Origin of the sequence: Legionella parisiensis (assembly GCF_001467945.1) — a bacterium.
Taxonomy (GTDB): Bacteria; Pseudomonadota; Gammaproteobacteria; order Legionellales; family Legionellaceae; genus Legionella; species Legionella parisiensis.
Genome location: NZ_LNYQ01000013.1, coordinates 1,575,190 through 1,591,771, shown reverse-complemented (window position 1 = coordinate 1,591,771; position 16,582 = coordinate 1,575,190). Strand labels below are relative to the sequence as shown.

The window sequence follows — 16,582 nt, the reverse complement described above, 5'->3', positions numbered from 1 at the left end:
ATTCATTTGTGAATTCATTGAGGCATACTATATTTATCACAGATACAGCGAGTGCTTCAACAAAATAATATAGGAGTAACAATGAATTCATCTTATCCTGCCGATCCAATAAATATCGATAGCAAAAACGGGATGTTTCAGTCTGGCACAATTTCCTGTCCTATGGTTGGATTTGGTTCGGATAAACTGCTTGGTCAGGAATGTACCAATGTAATTTTGCAGGTTGCTGAACTGGGCTATCGTATTATTGATACGGCTACTGCTTATAACAATTTAGATGCCATCGGAAAAGCGCTAAAAAACTGGACCGTCACCAATTCTATATCATTTCAAAAGTATGGCATGACATGCAGCAGCCAGACAATGTACGGAAAGATCTTGAGTTAACCTTAAAGAGCCTCAATAGTGACTATCTAGATGCTTATTTAATTCACTGGCCAAATCGAATGTTGTCCATCGAAAAGACGCTTTTAACCATGGATGAGTTGAGACAAAAGAAAAAAATTAAACATATAGGCATGTGCAATGTGAATGTGAATCATTTAAGAAAGGCTATAGAAGTTGGTGTTCCTATTTCATGGGTGCAAGTTGAAATGAATCCAAATTTTTTTGACGAGCCACTTTATGAGCTTTGTCAGAAGCATGCAATAGCGTACCAGTCATGGAGACCCTTAGACTTTGGTAGACTCAGTCATGATAACATGCTCACCAATATTGGAATAAAATACAACAAATCTCCCTGTCAGATTGCAATCCGCTGGATAATGCAGAGTGGTTGCATTCCTTTACCAGGAAGTAGAAACCAGCAACATATGCAAGAAAATATGGATGTTCTGGACTTTTCTATAGCTTCTGAAGATATGCAAATCATACATCAGCGAGCGGTTCCTGGTAAACGGTTTAGACTTCAAGATGATTACGGCCTGGGTTTTACTGATGAATTTGATCTGACTTATAAAGAGTGTTGGGATCAAGGTCGTTGATTTAATTTTTAGAGAATTTGCAAAGTCAGAAATAGACCGATGACATTGCGTTCATTGATCGTATAAAATCTAACAAATGTATTAATAAAAGTCACTCTTTAAATGAGGCAGTGATTTTAGCTTTCTGGCTTTTGAAATTTATTAGAAAATTTATATGAATCGATATCTCTGGACTAATCTTAAGGCACGTCTGCAATTAATCAAGTCAACTGACGGTGCAAATTTTAATTGGCTATTTCTTCCTGGTGGACCTGGTATAGGATCAGAATCACTGTGTACACTCACCAAAATTTTAAAATTACCCGGAACAATTTGGCATATTGATCTTCCAGGAGATGGGTCGAATAAAACACCTTGCGATGAAGAATATTTTTCACATTGGTCTGAGGCGCTATTTGAAGCGGTCATCGCATTAGATAATGTCATTTTAGTAGCACATTCAACTGGTGGAATGTATGCTCTCGCAACTCCGAAGCTTGAAAAAAAGATTATGGGCTTGGTTTTAATGGATTCAGCTCCCGATGCCTTGTGGTTAGAGGAGTTTGCGCAATACGTTCAAACCCATCCAATAGAGCAAGTTCAAAAGCTGCAAAGCGAATATGCCAAAAAACCAAATAATGCTCTTTTGAAAAAAATGACAATTGCCTCAGCCCCTTACTCATTTACAAAAAAAGGGTTACAAAAAGGCATGTCGCTCCTGGAAACATTACCATTTAATTATAAAACGTGCGAATGGTCCGGAGCGAATTTTGATTCAACATACAAGGCAAAATGGGCTCCTCAAAAAATTCCTACATTGATACTGGCTGGTGAACTCGATCTAATTATTCCATTAAAGTTTTTTCTTAACTCTAGAAAATTTAACAAGCAAAATATTCTTTTTCGATCGATTAAAGGGGCTGGGCATTATCCCTGGATTGAAAATCCGAAACAAATCGTGCATGTATTTCATGACTATTTGCAATTACTTCTAAAAAAATGAGTCACAACAAAGCTCTTTTACGATTTAATCTTTTTTATTTATACCCTATATGCTTTTCTATACTGCATATTTTGGGGCTTTTGGTAAGCCTGCATGAGATAATCGGTCGACTCTTACCCATGAGTTCCCAGTACTTAGGAACATATTTCCTAATCAAGCATAAAAACAACCCACCGATTCTTTACTTGGGCTCCACCAAACCGACCACATTCCCATGGTCATCCAGGAGGTAGTCATACTCTCCTCCCTCTGGTTCTTGAGCTATCACTGCCAATCTGGCTTTGTTAGCAAAAAAACTGGATAATTGCCCTAGCGGGTGCATTATAGTTGATCTTTCCTTTACTTCTGGTCCTCTGTGATTAGTATTCAAATTCAGAGGGTTCACCGCAGGGTTTTCTTTTTGACGTTTAGAGGGCCTCGACTGGATGACTGATTCCTCAGGATCATCAGTCGTGGCAAGCGGCTTTCTTTTTAACGATTTTATAACAGGATCTGATTCTTGATCTTCAAAATTCATTCCCCTGGCATTATGATCAGTTAAATCGACTAACACAGGTTTGGCGAGTATATCAAATCCAGGTTTTGATGGTGTATTTAATTCAATACTTGGAGGGAAAAAACAATTTAAACCATTAATTCGGCTCTGTGGTATTACCCTGGATTGTAAGATTATCGCGCAATGGGGCGAATGGGACAGCCGTCTTTCAAGCGCGGGGATAAAATTTCTGCTTCGATTATTTGACATAAAACTATAAATTGACTTTAAATCATCTCTGTTTTTGATGATTTTTCCCAAAAGTTCTTCATCGCAGGGATGTGCTCTGAGATTTCCATTGTTTTTAGGTAAAGGAAAAACAGAAATAATGTAGTTAAATAAGCTATAGCAAGCCTGAGGCATCAATGAACCCTCTTTAAATATATCAAGTAAGTCCTCTAAATTCTGAATGCTCTTTTTTAACTCAGTCACAGAAAGGTCATTATCAAATAATTTATCTTGAAAATTTTTAAAAGATGATATATCCCCTTTATCCAAATCTTTTATTCGCCGTATAAAAAGGTTTATTAATGCTTTGTGAGGACTCTGCTGATATTGGGTCATCGGAAAAAGAACTGGTTGGTCTAAAAATAAGGATTCTGTCTGGGAAAAGACCGGAGCAGGAGGTATATCTTCTGCAAACATTTGTCTAAAAACTGAAATAGAGCGTCCTACTGGATGATTTTTATCAATTATTCCTTGAAGATAAGGAGATTTTGCTTTGACCCACTGCAAAAATATAGTAGGAGTATCCAAGGGTGCTGTTATTAAGTTAAGAATGGTTTTTAAGTCATCACTGTTTTTTATCAATAACGCCATAAATGTGTCGTCACAGAAAGGCTCTGGTATAGTATTAATATTGGAAGATTCAGGGAAAACAGCGGCAAGCGCATTGAATAATATATAGCGATTAGTAATAGATAATTTAGGATGGGTCAATATATCAGTCAAATCCCTTAACGTATGAATGTTACTTTTTAAATCATTTAAAGTTAAATAATGATTAAATAATTGATCTAATTGGTATTGTTTTTCAAAAGGTGTTCCATACATTGGCTGCCAATAATCTAACCTTTTTTTAAATACCTCTATAACTGAGAGACTAGTTTGAGAGTGCATCACAACATGTCCTTGAACAATTTTCTGTTGGGTCGCACGGTCTGGTTGCAAAACCGAGGTATTCGACACATGGTGTTTTTCTAATGATGATGTTTTATCGAATTTGCTGTTCATAAACTTCCTTTATTGTGTTCAGTAGTACCAAATAATGCCTCGTTGCACGATATTCATTGCTCGAATCTGAGCTCGATAGAACTTTTGGTATAATAATTCTTGAAAAATCAATGTGGATGATTGTATGGAAATTAATATTAAGCATTTCTTAAATAGACTACGCAAAAAATGAAAAATGATTGCCCAATATTATCTCAGAACATAGGTTGGCTAGATTTAAATCAAATATTTTCTCAAAATGTAACTGGTATAACCCATAAAATTATCAGGTAAAGTCGCTATAACTTGATAACCCATTTTTTCATAGAAACCTTTTGCTTGGAATTCTGCAGTATCAAGTTGAATCATTTTACAATTGTTTTCTTTTGCAAAAGCATCTAGTTTCACAAATAGTTCTCGGCCTAGTCCTTTACGGCGATATTTTTCGTGAATCCATACAGTAAATACTCTGCATAATGTGCCAAATATATCTCCTTTAATGCCACCAAGAATTTCAAGTGCATCGATTTTTGCATAAATAATAAAAGGTTTTGCTTCATAATTGCCAATAATCGATTCATTAAATTTTTTTAAATTGTCATAGATAACTTTAGAAATAGCTTCATTTTCTTTAAAATCAGTAATGACAACTATTGGATCATTCATTTATTACTCCTATTTGGCGCTAATCCGATATCAATTCAATCCTTTAACCATATATACCATATTCCAAATATATCCCTCTGGCTTGAGATTAAATAAAGGTTGGAATCCTTGCTTTAAATAAAAGTGGTAGGTTTTGAGATAATTTTCATCTGACTCTTGGGGAGATAATGTTTCGACTGTCATAGTCGTTGCTTTTTGTTTTATAGCATACTGAGATGCTTTATCTATAAGCATTGATCCTATATTTTTGTCCTGCCATTGAGAAAATATTGCCATCCAATAAATCGAGCAGGTATTTGGATATGGGAAGTCAAGACTAAGAAGTCCTACATACATTTCCTCAGCTGTTTTAGCAGCAAAATTAATTCGTGAATGGACTCCTGTGATATAGTGGTCATTGCATTCCGGTAAGCCAAAGTAGTCAGGTAAATCTTTTGTAATTTGTTTACACAAAGTTGCAGCATGTTCTGGTGGTATTTGCTCAATGATTATTTTCATAGGGGATTCTTCGATTGTAGTGTTTTAAATTGATAAATAAGGATCCTATGAAAGTAATTGATATCATTGCAAGTATTACAAGGTTAATATTGAGCCTGACATTAATTATCTTATGGAGCAAACCGGTTTGCACTAAAAGGTAATGGATCAGTGATTAAGTTATCTGTGGTCATCATTTCCGCAAGCAAACGCCCCGTAACAGGTCCAAGGGTCAAACCGTGATGAGCATGCCCGAATGCGAACCAAAGCCCAGTATGTCTAGGGGCTTGACTAATAATTGGGAGCATATCCGGTGTACAGGGTCTGCATCCCATCCAGGGAAATTCATCAAGTCTTATAGTAACTGGAAAAAGCGTTCGTGCAATAGGCTCTACTAATTCAAGTTGTACTGGAGTTTTCTGTGAATCACGTGGTGCAAATTCTGCACCAGTAGTAAGACGAATTCCGCGAGTCATTGGTGCTAATAGAAAACCATTCTCAACATCAAGTACTGGATGATTGAGTTGTGCATTTTGTCGTACACCGTAATGCATATGATACCCACGTTTGACTGCTAGTGGGAAGTGATATCCTAGTTGAGAACATAGAATGTCTGACCATGGTCCTAATGCAATTACTGCACAATCCGCCTTGATCTGTCCCTGCTCCGTTTTGACGGTCCATTGATCAGATAAAGTGAATGCGTCTCCGAAAAAAAAGCGACCACCAAGATGTTCAAAGTAATTTGCATAGGCAGCAACGAGCGCTCCGGGATCACTCACTGTTTCAGAATCTACATACCGAAGAGCTCCTAACAATGATTTATCCAGATCCGGCTCAATTTGACTTAATGAATTCTGGTCAATAGACTCAAACTGGATGCCATACTCCGTTTTACATTTTTCAGCAAACCGTGTTTCAGTATCTTGCTTTTTTGCAGTTCGAAATACTTTGAGCCATCCGCCTGAGCGGAATAAGTGCCTTACTCCCGCAGCTTCGGCTAGAAAGCGATGTTCCGTTATGCTGTGTTGAATCAAGTTTGCATAGGAGCAGGCAATCTCTGCATGACGTAATGAATGAGAATTAACCCAGTATTTCCATAGAAAAGGAGTAAGCCTCAGTATTGCCTTCGGGTGATATCTGACATCAGGAGAGCTGTTAAAAGCATATTTAATTAAAGAGAAAATATCTCTTGGAAATGCATAAGGATACACCCCTTCACGTTGAATTAATCCAGCATTACCATATGAGGTCTCACTTCCTGGGGACCTCGAGTCAACTAATGCTACTGACCGCCCTCGCTTTTGCAAATGAATTGCAACGGATACTCCAATAATTCCTCCTCCAAGGACAATAGCATCAAATTTCATAAAGCATATACTCCGTTTACTTAAAGAATTAGGCTTGGTCGCTTATTATTGTGCTCATTAGACGAGCTTACAACCATTAAATTAATGCAGTAGCACATTTCAGTTTCTCCCATGCAAATCATGAAAGCACTATGCCTAGATAGGTTAAGTATAAAATTCCATTAAAAAATAATACCTTAATCTTAATTCCATCTGTTGAACTATTGAACCTTAGCCATGCCGAAGCAATGTAGGTTACCAGAATACCTGTTAGAACCTCTCTAGATGGTGCCCAAGGTGTTAAAAGGATTCCTAATGCAGGAAGTAATGTACCTTGAAAAACCATTGCACCAGTTATATTGCCGAAACCAATTGTATCTTGTCCTTTCCTTACCCATATAACGCTATTCACTTTTTCTGGCAATTCTGTTGCAATGGGGATGATCAGTAATGATAAAAGCAAAACAGGGATACCAATAGAATTTGCTGCTCCCTGTACCCCATGAATGAATCCCTTTGCACTAAATAACAATAGGATTAGCCCAAAAACTAATTGGAGTAAAATTGTTTTGAGATTATTTTTTAAACCCAGTTTGGTAATTAATAAAGGTTCAGTTGTTATAACTGCATGACCATTTTCAACTAAAGCTTTAGATGCACTGAATGTAAGCATTAAGTAAAGCAAATAAAGAAAAACAAGGATGATGCAAAATAAAATACGTAGTGAGTGATTTGGTTCTAGAGGAAAAAACATTGCTAAAGCAGCAAGTGTGAATGCCATTAAGAAAAAATTCATGTCTCTTTTAAATCCAGTAACTTCTGGCGTTATCCATCCATTAATCCCCCGTTTTTTAATTACGGAAGAGGCCATAATAAAGGTTGATAAAGTAGATAACATTAAAGGAGCACCTAAAATTGCCCCAACGCTAATTTCCTCATTAACTTGTCGATCAGCAGTTCCGGCGATTATTGCCAAAATTGGTACCGTAGTTTCTGGGAGTGCAGTAGATATAGCTGCGAATATTGATCCCGTGACGCCAGCTGAAATATCCAACTGCTCACCAAAATGCTCTAACGCATTAGAGAACAATTGTGCTGAGATTAAGATTAGAACCAACATAGCCAAGAGTTCAAACCACATATACATATTTGTCCCTTATAACTACAGCCCCAAAATGATTATCCATAATAGGCCAAAAGATTTTTTCTAAATGCAAATTTGAATCATCGAACATACTACTAAAAAATTCTAGTGCTCTCTATAATTTAAAACGATTAAAATGCAGGGACCTCCAGCTATCACATTGATTTTATGGAGTTTGCAATTCTGGATGGCTAAGTTACTCTCTGCCCCAGGTTGCATCCAAATATTTTTAATTCCTTTTTTAATCGCTTCTTCAACGATTTTTTCAGTAACAGCCGGCTGGGTTATGATAGAAATACTTTCAACCTCTTTTGACAATTGACTTAATGAATGGACTACCGGAAGCCCTTCAATTGAATCTTCTTTAGGGTGTACTGGATAAGCTTTTTTACCATTCTCTAGATAACATCGTAATACTTTGTTTCCATATTTTTCTCGATTCGATGAGGCACCAATCACACCAAAAGATTTTGACTGGAAAAATAGTTCAATTTGATGATTTAGCATGCGAATTTTATTTCAGTAATTTGCTATCTATTTAGTCTAGCAATGAATATTGATTCATGATATTTTTTTGGCATATTTTTATATTACCAACTCAATAATCATAACATTTTTCCAATCTTAATATCTCGTAGAGCACTTTCATGATATTCAGGGGCATTGAAAGTCATATTAATATACTGATGGTGAATATCAAAATTTAAGACTTCTGGTGAGGATTTTATGGGTAGCTTGATAATTCCTGCATATTTTAACCATTTTTCAATAAGGTTCAAAAAATAGCAGCCTAAACCTTTATGACAACATACTTCATCGATAACAATAATTCGTTCTAATTTATGGCATAAAAATTTAAAAAGGAAAATTAGAGTAAGAAAACAGAGCAAGAAACTTAAAACGCTTATCCTCAAAGGGATTTTCTATTTGAGCTCTAACTTGTAGTTTTGATCAATGGAATTATCTTTTATTGAACTCATCAAAATCTTGTACTGATGGATCTAGTCGGTCTAAATCTTGAAAAGGTATCAAATCGAGTTAAATTTTTGAACGAAGAAATCCCCAGAGTGGTGGCAATTTTCCATGCTTGCCAATGAGAACATCCAAAGCTTTATATTCTATAGTCGCGATCTCCAATCAAATAAATCATCAAAACATCTATAAACAACTAAAATTTAACTGCGATGTGCTCCAAATAGTGCTAGACCTTGAGTACGAAACCAGTATTTATCCTCTCCAATAACATATTTTTTTAATTCGGGTATCGCTTGAATATTTGGGTAACCTGTTGTTACAAAATAACTTTTCCCCGTGAAGTAAAACTCTTTAGTGGCTCTTGAGGGAGTAACAAGTATACGGCCATCAGGAACAATTTTAATTAATTGTTCCATAAAGCGCGTTATCTCTTTTTCCTTTTCTACTCCATTCTCTACGCCTAAAAGGTAAGGAACAAAAGCGGTGTCAAAAGTCTGCTCTTTATCACTCACAAGCGTCTTATCTACAGTACCCACATGAAATTGGATGTTTTTATCCAATTCAAAATTTTTTTGGGTTTTAGATTGAATTGCACGTTGAACCAACACCACCATGTAATGAATATAGGCTCGTCTAAGTGAGTTAGGATGAATTATCCAGTATAAAAAATGGGCCAATTTTCCCCTCGGTAAAGTCACTAGCGGTGGATACCAGCATGTAAGTGCAGCAAATAATTCGCCAATTGACGGCAATGGATTCCCTTTGGCATCGTATTCATGATAAAGGTAATACTTTTTAAATGCTTTCATCCAAGCAATCGTAACGGGATCTTTATCATAGGCAGTAACTGATTTTGCACCTGCTAGCGCGAATAAAAAACTACTGTTACCGTATCCAGGAATAACCAGGACATTTTTTCCCTCAATATCAGCTCGAATGTCATATCGATTTGTGGAGTGCTCAGCCAAAGCGGATGATAAAAAGCGCTCAGCTCCCATAGGATAAATTTGCACCTCTTTGTTATCAGAGAGTCTTGTGATGCGTCGGTCTAACAGCCATTTTTTCTCTTGTTTGCTTAAAATGGTTTCATGAGCTGACATAAAATTCCTAGGTTAATTCCCGTGATTGTTTTAATCGCACTAACTTTATTCCTGTTTCTAGAAGGGCTTGCATCCTTAAAGTGGGCTTGTTTCGTTTTGTTGTGTATTTTTGTCCTAATTTCTGTGTGGGCCGCTCAATAAATACATGGAGAAACCAAGACAACAATAGTGAGCCAATTAAAACCAATGAGAGTGCAGTCCAAATTTTAAAATTCATATCGAGCATCACTCGAAGAGCGACATAACCTGCAATACTATGCACAATATATAAAGGGTAACTAATATCAGCTAAAAAATTAACTATAGGATTTGCCCTAAAAAAATGAGGAAATGTGTAGGCAAACATAAACGTCAGTAATGAAAAAGCATAACTCCAAGCCAATATTAAGTTTTCTGAATAAGGTCCACTCCACCATGCAATGCAAAACATGATGAATATAATACCTATTAAAAAATATCCTCTATCGGATGGGATTTTATGAAAGTATAGATAATGAAACACAACACCAATAAACATATAAATAATATATGGCGATGACATCATATAGATTTGTGCCCTAATAAAAGCAGATAAATTTTTAATTGCCCACTCTGGGATCATGCACGACATATAACAGGTCAGTAGAAATAAAACCGCAGGAATAAAAAAAACCTTGACTGAACCATTGCGAAACCAAACAATTGATAAAGCTACAATAAGATAAAATTTCATTTCAACTTCAAGGGTCCAGATAATTATATCTATATTCCTTGACTCAAGAATATCTCGAACTCCTGGGATATAATGGATTAATACTTCCTGCAAGGAATATGGCCATACTGATAAAAAATATTTTCCGCATAAAAAAAGAGCTAATAAAGTAATACTAAATCCTAGTACGTATGTCGGAATAATACGAAAAATACGATTGACACAAAATCTTATACTATTTGTTCTTTGGAGTGAAAAAGGAATAACAAAACCACTGATAATAAAAAACAAACCCACTCCATAAGCCCCCCAATCAAATAGTGGAAACAGGTTAAGCCATACAATATAAAACGGTGTTGCATGTGTTTCAGGAGATAGCAGAGGTGCTTGGATTAGATGAGCAACAGAGTCCCTCTTATACCAAAAAGCACTCAATAGGTGAGAGAGTACAACACTTAACGCTGCAAGCCCTCGTAAAGTGTTCGCAAATTCAATCCTCGTTTTTGCGTGTAAGATTTCACTCATAGAAAGAAACCGGAATATCCTTTTCTTGAATTATTAACATAAATTGATACCCACTCTTTAGTTTTATCCGAATTAATAAAATTATTGTATCTCACCCTGCTTTACTTGACTATTACCCGTTTGCTTCTGAATTCAGGTTAGTAAAATATTAAAAAATTTACCGTATTATTTTTTGCTCAAAACAAGGTTTTCGTAAAAACAAGACAGATACCCTTCAAAAAGTGCTAAAATAATAGGCGAATAGTTCATAAAGCGAGGAAATCATGAAATATAAAACAACCGTTGCAGTACAAGCTAATGGTTCTCTAGTTATGACGGATGGAATATTAGAGAAAAATGGCGATATGATTTTTGGATATCATGCACTCCTGGCAATTTGCAACGACCAAAGTAAAAAACAACATTCTTTTGAAAATGGTAAACAATTTTCAGTACAATCAATAGGTCAAATGCATTCAGAGAGATTAAAAATAACCATTAGTCCTGAGTTTGCCCAAGAGGCTATTTCAGTGTTAAAAAAGAAATATCCTGGGTTAGAAATAAAAGGTGAACAGCCCAATCAAGAACAGGAAAAAGGTTATAATCCCTAGTTAACAACTTCCTATAAAGGGCTCATAGTGATCATTTCACTATGAGCCCACAAAGTAAATCAAAAAACTTTCCAATAATTATTTACAAGTTAATAGAATAAATTCATTATCTTAAGCTGATAACTTTAGTATTAACAGGTCCTACTATTCTAAATTTAGTGTTTCAATCGTTTGTATTGCTTACACGTGCTAGACTGAACGCTGAAACTCTATTTAACCATCTGATTTAAGGAAAAATATATGGCTAAAATTCTTTGTGTTCTTTATGAGGATCCAATTAAGGGATATCCCAAATATTATGCACGGGATACACTTCCCAAAATAGAACACTACCCTGATGGGCAAAATGCTCCCACACCGAAACATCTTGATTTTAAACCAGGTACTTTACTTGGCTCAGTGTCTGGGGAGTTAGGTTTACGACACTTTCTTGAAGCACAAGGACACCAATTTGTAGTGACTTCAGATAAGGAAGGTCCAAATTCAGTTTTTGAAAAAGAATTACTTGATGCTGATGTTGTTATTTCTCAACCTTTTTGGCCGGCATATTTAACCTCTGATCGAATCGCCAAAGCAAAAAAATTGAAATTGGTAATTACCGCAGGTATTGGTTCTGATCATGTGGACTTGCAAGCAGCAAAAGAAAATAACATCACAGTAGCTGAGGTAACCTATTCAAACAGTATCAGTGTCGCTGAACATGTGGTCATGATGATTCTCTCTTTGGTACGTAATTATTTGCCATCTAATCAATGGGTTGTCCAAAATGGATGGAATATTGCTGACTGCGTTGTACGTTCGTACGATCTAGAAGGAATGACAGTAGGTTCCGTCGCCTGTGGGCGTATTGGCTTAGCAGTTATGAGACGTCTAAAACCGTTTGATGTTAAGTTGCATTATACCGATCGTCATCGATTACCGGAAAAAATCGAAAAAGAATTAGGTCTTGTTTTCCATCATCATGTTGAATCACTGGTACAAGCATGTGATGTAGTAACCATTAATTGCCCGTTAACACCAGAAACTGAAAACTTATTTGATGAGCACTTGATTAATAAAATGAAACGGGGATCTTATTTAATCAATACTGCTCGCGGGAAAATATGTAATCGCGAAGCAGTAGTGAATGCATGTGAAAATGGTCAACTTGCTGGCTATGCTGGAGATGTTTGGTTTCCACAACCCGCACCTAAAGACCATCCATGGCGAACGATGCCTCATCATGGTATGACCCCGCATGTTTCTGGAAGTTCTCTATCCGCACAAGCGCGTTATGCTGCGGGAACACGTGAGATTTTGGAGTGTTGGTTGGATGGACACCCTATTCGTGATGTATATCTTATTGTTGATAAAGGCAGGTTTGCTGGAACTGGTGCGCATTCATACACTGTAGATAATGCAAAGTCAGGGGTTGTAGAAGTGTAGATAGCGTATCAATGAATATCGTTCACTTGCTAAAATGTCTTATAAAGTGAACGATATTTGAGTCTTCTTCCCCTGTTTTATGCACGAAATCCAGTCGAATTGAATTCATTGTCATAGTGCCCAAGGAGTTTGGTAAAAATTAAATAAACACCATTGGTCCAACCAAACCCAATTTCATTCGTAGCATAACTGTATTTAATTTTATTATCGGTACGAGTACTTAGTGTATTCACATCATATTTTTCAAAAATAGCGTGATTTCTTTGAAATCCCTTATTTACTGTATTAATAAATCTAGCGGCTACTTCCATTGCAAATCTTTTATATCCATATCGTTTAAGCCCAAGAACAGCAAAATACTGTAATGGAGCCCATCCAAAAGGAGCATCCCATTGCAAGCCGGAGTTATTAATGCTTGTAACAACACCACCTTTCATTAATAAATCCGGTATATGTTGAACTACAGCAGCTGCTTGTTCCGTGGAAGCAATTCCAGCCCATAAAGGATAAAAAGTGGTAGCAAAAGGATAATATTTTCGTCTTTTCTTTTTGAAATCGTAATCTAAATAATAACCAGTTTGTTCATCCCATAAATATTGATTTATATATTTAGCCCGTTTTTCAGCTCGAGTTTGCCATTTAATGGCCTCGCTATCATTACTCAGGATTTTATAAATTGTTTGTGCATCACGTTCCATTTGATATAGCAAAACATTTAAATCCACTGGGGCAAAGTCTAATATCCCGGCTCCAAATGGACCATATTTTGCTGTAATATCGAAGCCTGACTCCCGAATCGTACGATCTGCGATATAAAAAAGCTGTGTTAATTTATTGTTTTGCTGATCATAGAAAAGCGTTTTATCATAATCACTTATGCAATGCGTTCTAAAATAGTTTGTCACTTGTTTATAGTATACGGGTGATTCCTCAGGGGTTTGCCCTACTCCACCTGAGTAATATCGGGATAAGCCAATATGAGGGATTGCACGAGGGGGAGATGTCCAATGGTGATATAATTTTTCAATGGCTGGCAAAGTGGATTTTAACCAAGCTTTATCAGGATCTTTGTTATAGTAGGCGAGTATCATTTCAGTTAACACGGGAGGTTGTGTTCGTCCTAGATAATAAGTGCGATTCGCATTTAAAACGATCCCATAATGAACAACTTCATAAATTAAGTTATCTACCATATTTTTTGCAAGGTTTAATCGATTACTTTCGAGTAAGCCTAATTCAATAAAAAAACTATCCCAGGCATACATCTCATTAAATCGCCCGCCAGGCACTACATAGGGATGAGGTAAATAAAGCAGTCCATGCTTTTTAATGTGAGTATAATTTGGAGGTAAATATTCAAAGTTAACTTTGTCGGCTGATTTTATATTATTTTCTTTAATTTTATCGATTCGTTCTGACTCTGGTATGTAAACAATAAAGTCGTCAGTTAATAATTTCGGATCAACTTTGGATTGAACCCAGTTGTCGCGGGTCAGTCGATCCCAGCTTTTATCGATATATTCGATGACCTGCAAATTAACTGGCTCTATGTTGCTGGAAAATGAACTTTGAAAAAAAATAACCAGTATTATAAAAAAAATGTATATGAAAAGATTTTTTGATGATCTATGCAATTTTAATTTCCTTATTTCATTTCATTGTTATCACAACAGGTAGTAAACTCATGACACATTTCAGTAAATCTCTTTTTTGAACGAATTTTTCACACAAAATATATAAAACATCTATACTAAAATATGATTTTAACACTAACTATGGAAGGAAATATCATGTATAAAAAAATGATACAGGCTGCTGCATTTGCTGTTACATTAGCAATCAGTCCAGTAGTTTTATCACATTCATGGGAATGTAAGGAAGGACTAAAAAGCATGGTTGAATCGTTAAAACTTGATGAAAACCAAAAATCTAAAATAGAGCCCATCCTAGAGCAACTTAAAGCAACAATGAAAAGTGGTGCAGAACAAATGAGGGATTTAAGTAAACAAATCAATCAACAAGCTGAATCTGCATCTATGGATCAATCCACAGTTGACAGTTTAGTTGATAAAAAAACAAAGCTGCTTGGTGATATGATTAAAGCTAAGATGACAGCAAAAAATCAAATTTATGCAGTCCTTAAACCTGAACAGAAAACAGAGTTACAAAATAAAATGAAAAAAATGGAAGAAAAAATGGAAGAAAAATTTAAAAAATGTAATGACGAATAAATTAGTATTTGAATGATTTCAATCCAGGGGCAATTTTTATTGCACCTGGATTGCCGAAGTAAGCAGGTACTTCATGTTACTAAAAGAATATCTTCAGTGTGATGTGACTGAACTGGCAAAAAGGATTAAAACAGGTGTAATTAGCCCTGATGAAGCCATTAATTGTGCTCTCTCACGAATACATGAAGTCAACCCCAAACTCAATGCAATTGTCACTGAGTGTTCTGATTTTGCAAAAAAATGTCTAGCGAAACTTACCGGTAACGAGCCCTATTATGGCGTTCCTTTATTAATTAAGGATTTAGGACATTCCATTACAGGAATTCGCAGCACGGAAGGATCACGTCTTTTTTCTACGAATGTTGCTCCATTCACCAGTGATTTTGTGAGTAAAATGATTTCATTAGGTTTTGTACCTATTGCGAAAACAAATACACCAGAACTCGGTCTTTCTTACGTTACAGAGTCTGTATTATTGGGGCCCTGCCGTAACCCTTATGATTCTAATAGAACCTCTGGTGGTTCTTCAGGTGGTTCAGCAGCTGCAGTTGCAGCGGGTATCACTCCTATTGCCACAGCTAGCGATGGAGGTGGCTCCATTAGAATCCCCGCTGCATGTTGCGGTTTGTTTGGATTTAAACCTACCTCAGGATTAACTCCAACAGGCCCTTTGACTAATGAATTATGGTCTGGCTTAGCAGTAAATTTTGTCTTAACACGTTCTCTTAGAGATTCAGAAGCATTATTTAATCAAATAGCAGATCAATTCCGCGTACGCCCTCTTCCCACTGATAAAAAACCGTTAAATATTCTTTGCTTAGAGGGAGTTTTTGCATCAGTACCTGTTGCAACACCTTGTCTTGAGGCGGTAAGCAAGGCTGAAAGACTATTAAAAACAATTGGCCATAGAATTCAGAAGAAATATTTAGTACTGGATCTTAATGCGATTGGTGATTGTGTGATTACTCTTATTGCAGCAAATACTTATACGGCGATTAAACTCCAAGAAACTCAATTAGGAAGAAAAGCAACGCATGATGAGCTCGAACCAGTTACATGGGAGTTTTATGAACGTGGACAAACTATTTCTTCTTATGAATATCTCATTGCAAAAAATAATTTGTATCAACTGACGCAACCATTACATCACTTGCTAAATCAAAATGACGTAATATTATCCCCAGCTCTAGCTCAACTTCCTTTATTTATAAATGAATTAAGAACTGATGATGAATTTGAGAGCTATTTGCATAAAAATGTAGAGTTTTCTCCATTTACATCAATATTTAATCAAGCTGGTCTACCAGCAATGACTCTTCCTGTTCTGATGTATAATCAACTTCCAGTATCAATACAATTAGGTGCTGCTCAAGGAAATGACTTACTGTTATATTCCCTGGCAAAAGAACTGCACTCCATGTTACCTAATTTTAATCCTAATACTTTATCGTAAAAATAAGTAAAAGATTCGAACTACCACTATAGAGTTTTATGACTTTCTACCTCATGATGTAGAGGAAGTTATGAGAGAGGATCTTGTGTCACAAAGGGGAAAATCAAGAGCTATACGGTGTACTGAATGAATTTACCGCATTTACCGAGGTTTATATTGATGACATGTGGGTGCAATGGGAGAATACTGCTACAAGCACTTGGAGAGCAATTTCAAGGGAATGGTTTCAATAATATAAATTTGG

General features: G+C 36.1%; 16 protein-coding genes. 7 read left to right on the top strand and 9 right to left on the bottom strand.

The annotated features are described in order from the left end of the window. Nucleotides 1–81 precede the first annotated feature (81 nt). The 3 genes from Lpar_RS13160 to Lpar_RS13150 all read left to right on the top strand — a co-directional run bounded on the left by Lpar_RS13160 (nt 82) and on the right by Lpar_RS13150 (nt 1,965). Nucleotides 82–387: an aldo-keto reductase family protein gene (locus Lpar_RS13160; RefSeq protein WP_058518357.1), complete on the top strand. Its 306-nt coding sequence runs from the start codon at nt 82–84 to the stop codon at nt 385–387. After that, nucleotides 348–983: an aldo/keto reductase family protein gene (locus Lpar_RS13155; RefSeq protein ID WP_058518356.1), complete on the top strand. Its 636-nt coding sequence runs from the start codon at nt 348–350 to the stop codon at nt 981–983. The genes Lpar_RS13160 and Lpar_RS13155 overlap by 40 nt, the downstream gene beginning before the upstream one ends. Nucleotides 984–1,137: 154 nt before the next feature. Next, entirely contained in the window at nt 1,138–1,965 is an 828-nt protein-coding gene (locus Lpar_RS13150) for an alpha/beta fold hydrolase (RefSeq protein WP_058518355.1), read from the top strand. 181 nt (nt 1,966–2,146) lie between these two features. Here the strand turns inward: Lpar_RS13150 and Lpar_RS13145 are convergent, their stop codons facing one another. The 8 genes from Lpar_RS13145 to Lpar_RS13105 form a co-directional block, all read right to left on the bottom strand. Further along, nucleotides 2,147–3,733, bottom strand: a complete 1,587-nt coding sequence (locus Lpar_RS13145) for a hypothetical protein (RefSeq protein WP_058518354.1) — start codon at nt 3,731–3,733, stop codon at nt 2,147–2,149. 216 nt (nt 3,734–3,949) lie between these two features. After that, nucleotides 3,950–4,378, bottom strand: coding sequence for a GNAT family N-acetyltransferase (locus tag Lpar_RS13140; RefSeq protein ID WP_058518353.1), 429 nt, complete (start codon nt 4,376–4,378; stop codon nt 3,950–3,952). Nucleotides 4,379–4,408: 30 nt separating this feature from the next. Next, complete coding sequence (locus Lpar_RS13135) at nt 4,409–4,876, bottom strand: GNAT family N-acetyltransferase (protein ID WP_058518352.1); 468 nt, start codon at nt 4,874–4,876, stop codon at nt 4,409–4,411. A gap of 110 nt (nt 4,877–4,986) precedes the next feature. Next, a complete protein-coding gene (locus Lpar_RS13130; protein ID WP_058518351.1) occupies nt 4,987–6,225 on the bottom strand; it encodes an NAD(P)/FAD-dependent oxidoreductase in 1,239 nt (412 codons plus the stop codon). A 118-nt stretch (nt 6,226–6,343) separates the two neighbouring features. Beyond that, nucleotides 6,344–7,351 carry a sodium:calcium antiporter gene (locus Lpar_RS13125; RefSeq protein ID WP_058518350.1) on the bottom strand — a complete coding sequence of 336 codons (1,008 nt, stop codon included), beginning with the start codon at nt 7,349–7,351 and terminating at the stop codon, nt 6,344–6,346. A 102-nt stretch (nt 7,352–7,453) separates the two neighbouring features. After that, the gene (locus Lpar_RS13120; RefSeq protein WP_058518349.1) at nt 7,454–7,855 is read right to left on the bottom strand and encodes a CoA-binding protein; all 402 of its coding nucleotides are present in this window, start codon (nt 7,853–7,855) and stop codon (nt 7,454–7,456) included. 668 nt (nt 7,856–8,523) lie between these two features. Beyond that, the gene (locus Lpar_RS13110; protein ID WP_058518347.1) at nt 8,524–9,423 is read right to left on the bottom strand and encodes a hypothetical protein; all 900 of its coding nucleotides are present in this window, start codon (nt 9,421–9,423) and stop codon (nt 8,524–8,526) included. Nucleotides 9,424–9,430: 7 nt separating this feature from the next. After that, on the bottom strand, nt 9,431–10,639 hold the full coding sequence (locus Lpar_RS13105) for an acyltransferase family protein (RefSeq protein WP_082650388.1): 1,209 nt from the start codon (nt 10,637–10,639) through the stop codon (nt 9,431–9,433). A 263-nt stretch (nt 10,640–10,902) separates the two neighbouring features. Here Lpar_RS13105 and Lpar_RS13100 point away from each other — a divergent pair, with 263 nt between their 5' ends. Beyond that, nucleotides 10,903–11,229: a hypothetical protein gene (locus tag Lpar_RS13100; RefSeq protein ID WP_058518346.1), complete on the top strand. Its 327-nt coding sequence runs from the start codon at nt 10,903–10,905 to the stop codon at nt 11,227–11,229. A gap of 240 nt (nt 11,230–11,469) precedes the next feature. Further along, on the top strand, nt 11,470–12,654 hold the full coding sequence (locus Lpar_RS13095; protein WP_058518345.1) for an NAD-dependent formate dehydrogenase: 1,185 nt from the start codon (nt 11,470–11,472) through the stop codon (nt 12,652–12,654). A 77-nt stretch (nt 12,655–12,731) separates the two neighbouring features. Here Lpar_RS13095 and Lpar_RS13090 read toward each other — a convergent pair whose 3' ends face one another. Continuing rightward, nucleotides 12,732–14,288 carry a trehalase family glycosidase gene (locus Lpar_RS13090; RefSeq protein WP_058518344.1) on the bottom strand — a complete coding sequence of 519 codons (1,557 nt, stop codon included), beginning with the start codon at nt 14,286–14,288 and terminating at the stop codon, nt 12,732–12,734. Nucleotides 14,289–14,444: 156 nt separating this feature from the next. Here Lpar_RS13090 and Lpar_RS13085 point away from each other — a divergent pair, with 156 nt between their 5' ends. Then, the gene (locus tag Lpar_RS13085; RefSeq protein WP_058518343.1) at nt 14,445–14,885 is read left to right on the top strand and encodes a Spy/CpxP family protein refolding chaperone; all 441 of its coding nucleotides are present in this window, start codon (nt 14,445–14,447) and stop codon (nt 14,883–14,885) included. Nucleotides 14,886–14,958: 73 nt separating this feature from the next. Further along, a complete protein-coding gene (locus Lpar_RS13080; protein ID WP_058518342.1) occupies nt 14,959–16,338 on the top strand; it encodes an amidase in 1,380 nt (459 codons plus the stop codon). Nucleotides 16,339–16,582: the final 244 nt, after the last annotated feature.

Bases quoted from the DNA above. Each gene is read 5' to 3' on its own strand.
- Lpar_RS13160 (WP_058518357.1), top strand. From the start codon at position 82: ATGAATTCATCTTATCCTGCCGATCCAATAAATATCGATAGCAAAAAC.
- Lpar_RS13155 (WP_058518356.1), top strand. From the start codon at position 348: ATGCAGCAGCCAGACAATGTACGGAAAGATCTTGAGTTAACCTTAAAG.
- Lpar_RS13150 (WP_058518355.1), top strand. From the start codon at position 1,138: ATGAATCGATATCTCTGGACTAATCTTAAGGCACGTCTGCAATTAATC.
- Lpar_RS13145 (WP_058518354.1), bottom strand. From the start codon at position 3,733: ATGAACAGCAAATTCGATAAAACATCATCATTAGAAAAACACCATGTG.
- Lpar_RS13140 (WP_058518353.1), bottom strand. From the start codon at position 4,378: ATGAATGATCCAATAGTTGTCATTACTGATTTTAAAGAAAATGAAGCT.
- Lpar_RS13135 (WP_058518352.1), bottom strand. From the start codon at position 4,876: ATGAAAATAATCATTGAGCAAATACCACCAGAACATGCTGCAACTTTG.
- Lpar_RS13130 (WP_058518351.1), bottom strand. From the start codon at position 6,225: ATGAAATTTGATGCTATTGTCCTTGGAGGAGGAATTATTGGAGTATCC.
- Lpar_RS13125 (WP_058518350.1), bottom strand. From the start codon at position 7,351: ATGTATATGTGGTTTGAACTCTTGGCTATGTTGGTTCTAATCTTAATC.
- Lpar_RS13120 (WP_058518349.1), bottom strand. From the start codon at position 7,855: ATGCTAAATCATCAAATTGAACTATTTTTCCAGTCAAAATCTTTTGGT.
- Lpar_RS13110 (WP_058518347.1), bottom strand. From the start codon at position 9,423: ATGTCAGCTCATGAAACCATTTTAAGCAAACAAGAGAAAAAATGGCTG.
- Lpar_RS13105 (WP_082650388.1), bottom strand. From the start codon at position 10,639: ATGAGTGAAATCTTACACGCAAAAACGAGGATTGAATTTGCGAACACT.
- Lpar_RS13100 (WP_058518346.1), top strand. From the start codon at position 10,903: ATGAAATATAAAACAACCGTTGCAGTACAAGCTAATGGTTCTCTAGTT.
- Lpar_RS13095 (WP_058518345.1), top strand. From the start codon at position 11,470: ATGGCTAAAATTCTTTGTGTTCTTTATGAGGATCCAATTAAGGGATAT.
- Lpar_RS13085 (WP_058518343.1), top strand. From the start codon at position 14,445: ATGTATAAAAAAATGATACAGGCTGCTGCATTTGCTGTTACATTAGCA.
- Lpar_RS13080 (WP_058518342.1), top strand. From the start codon at position 14,959: ATGTTACTAAAAGAATATCTTCAGTGTGATGTGACTGAACTGGCAAAA.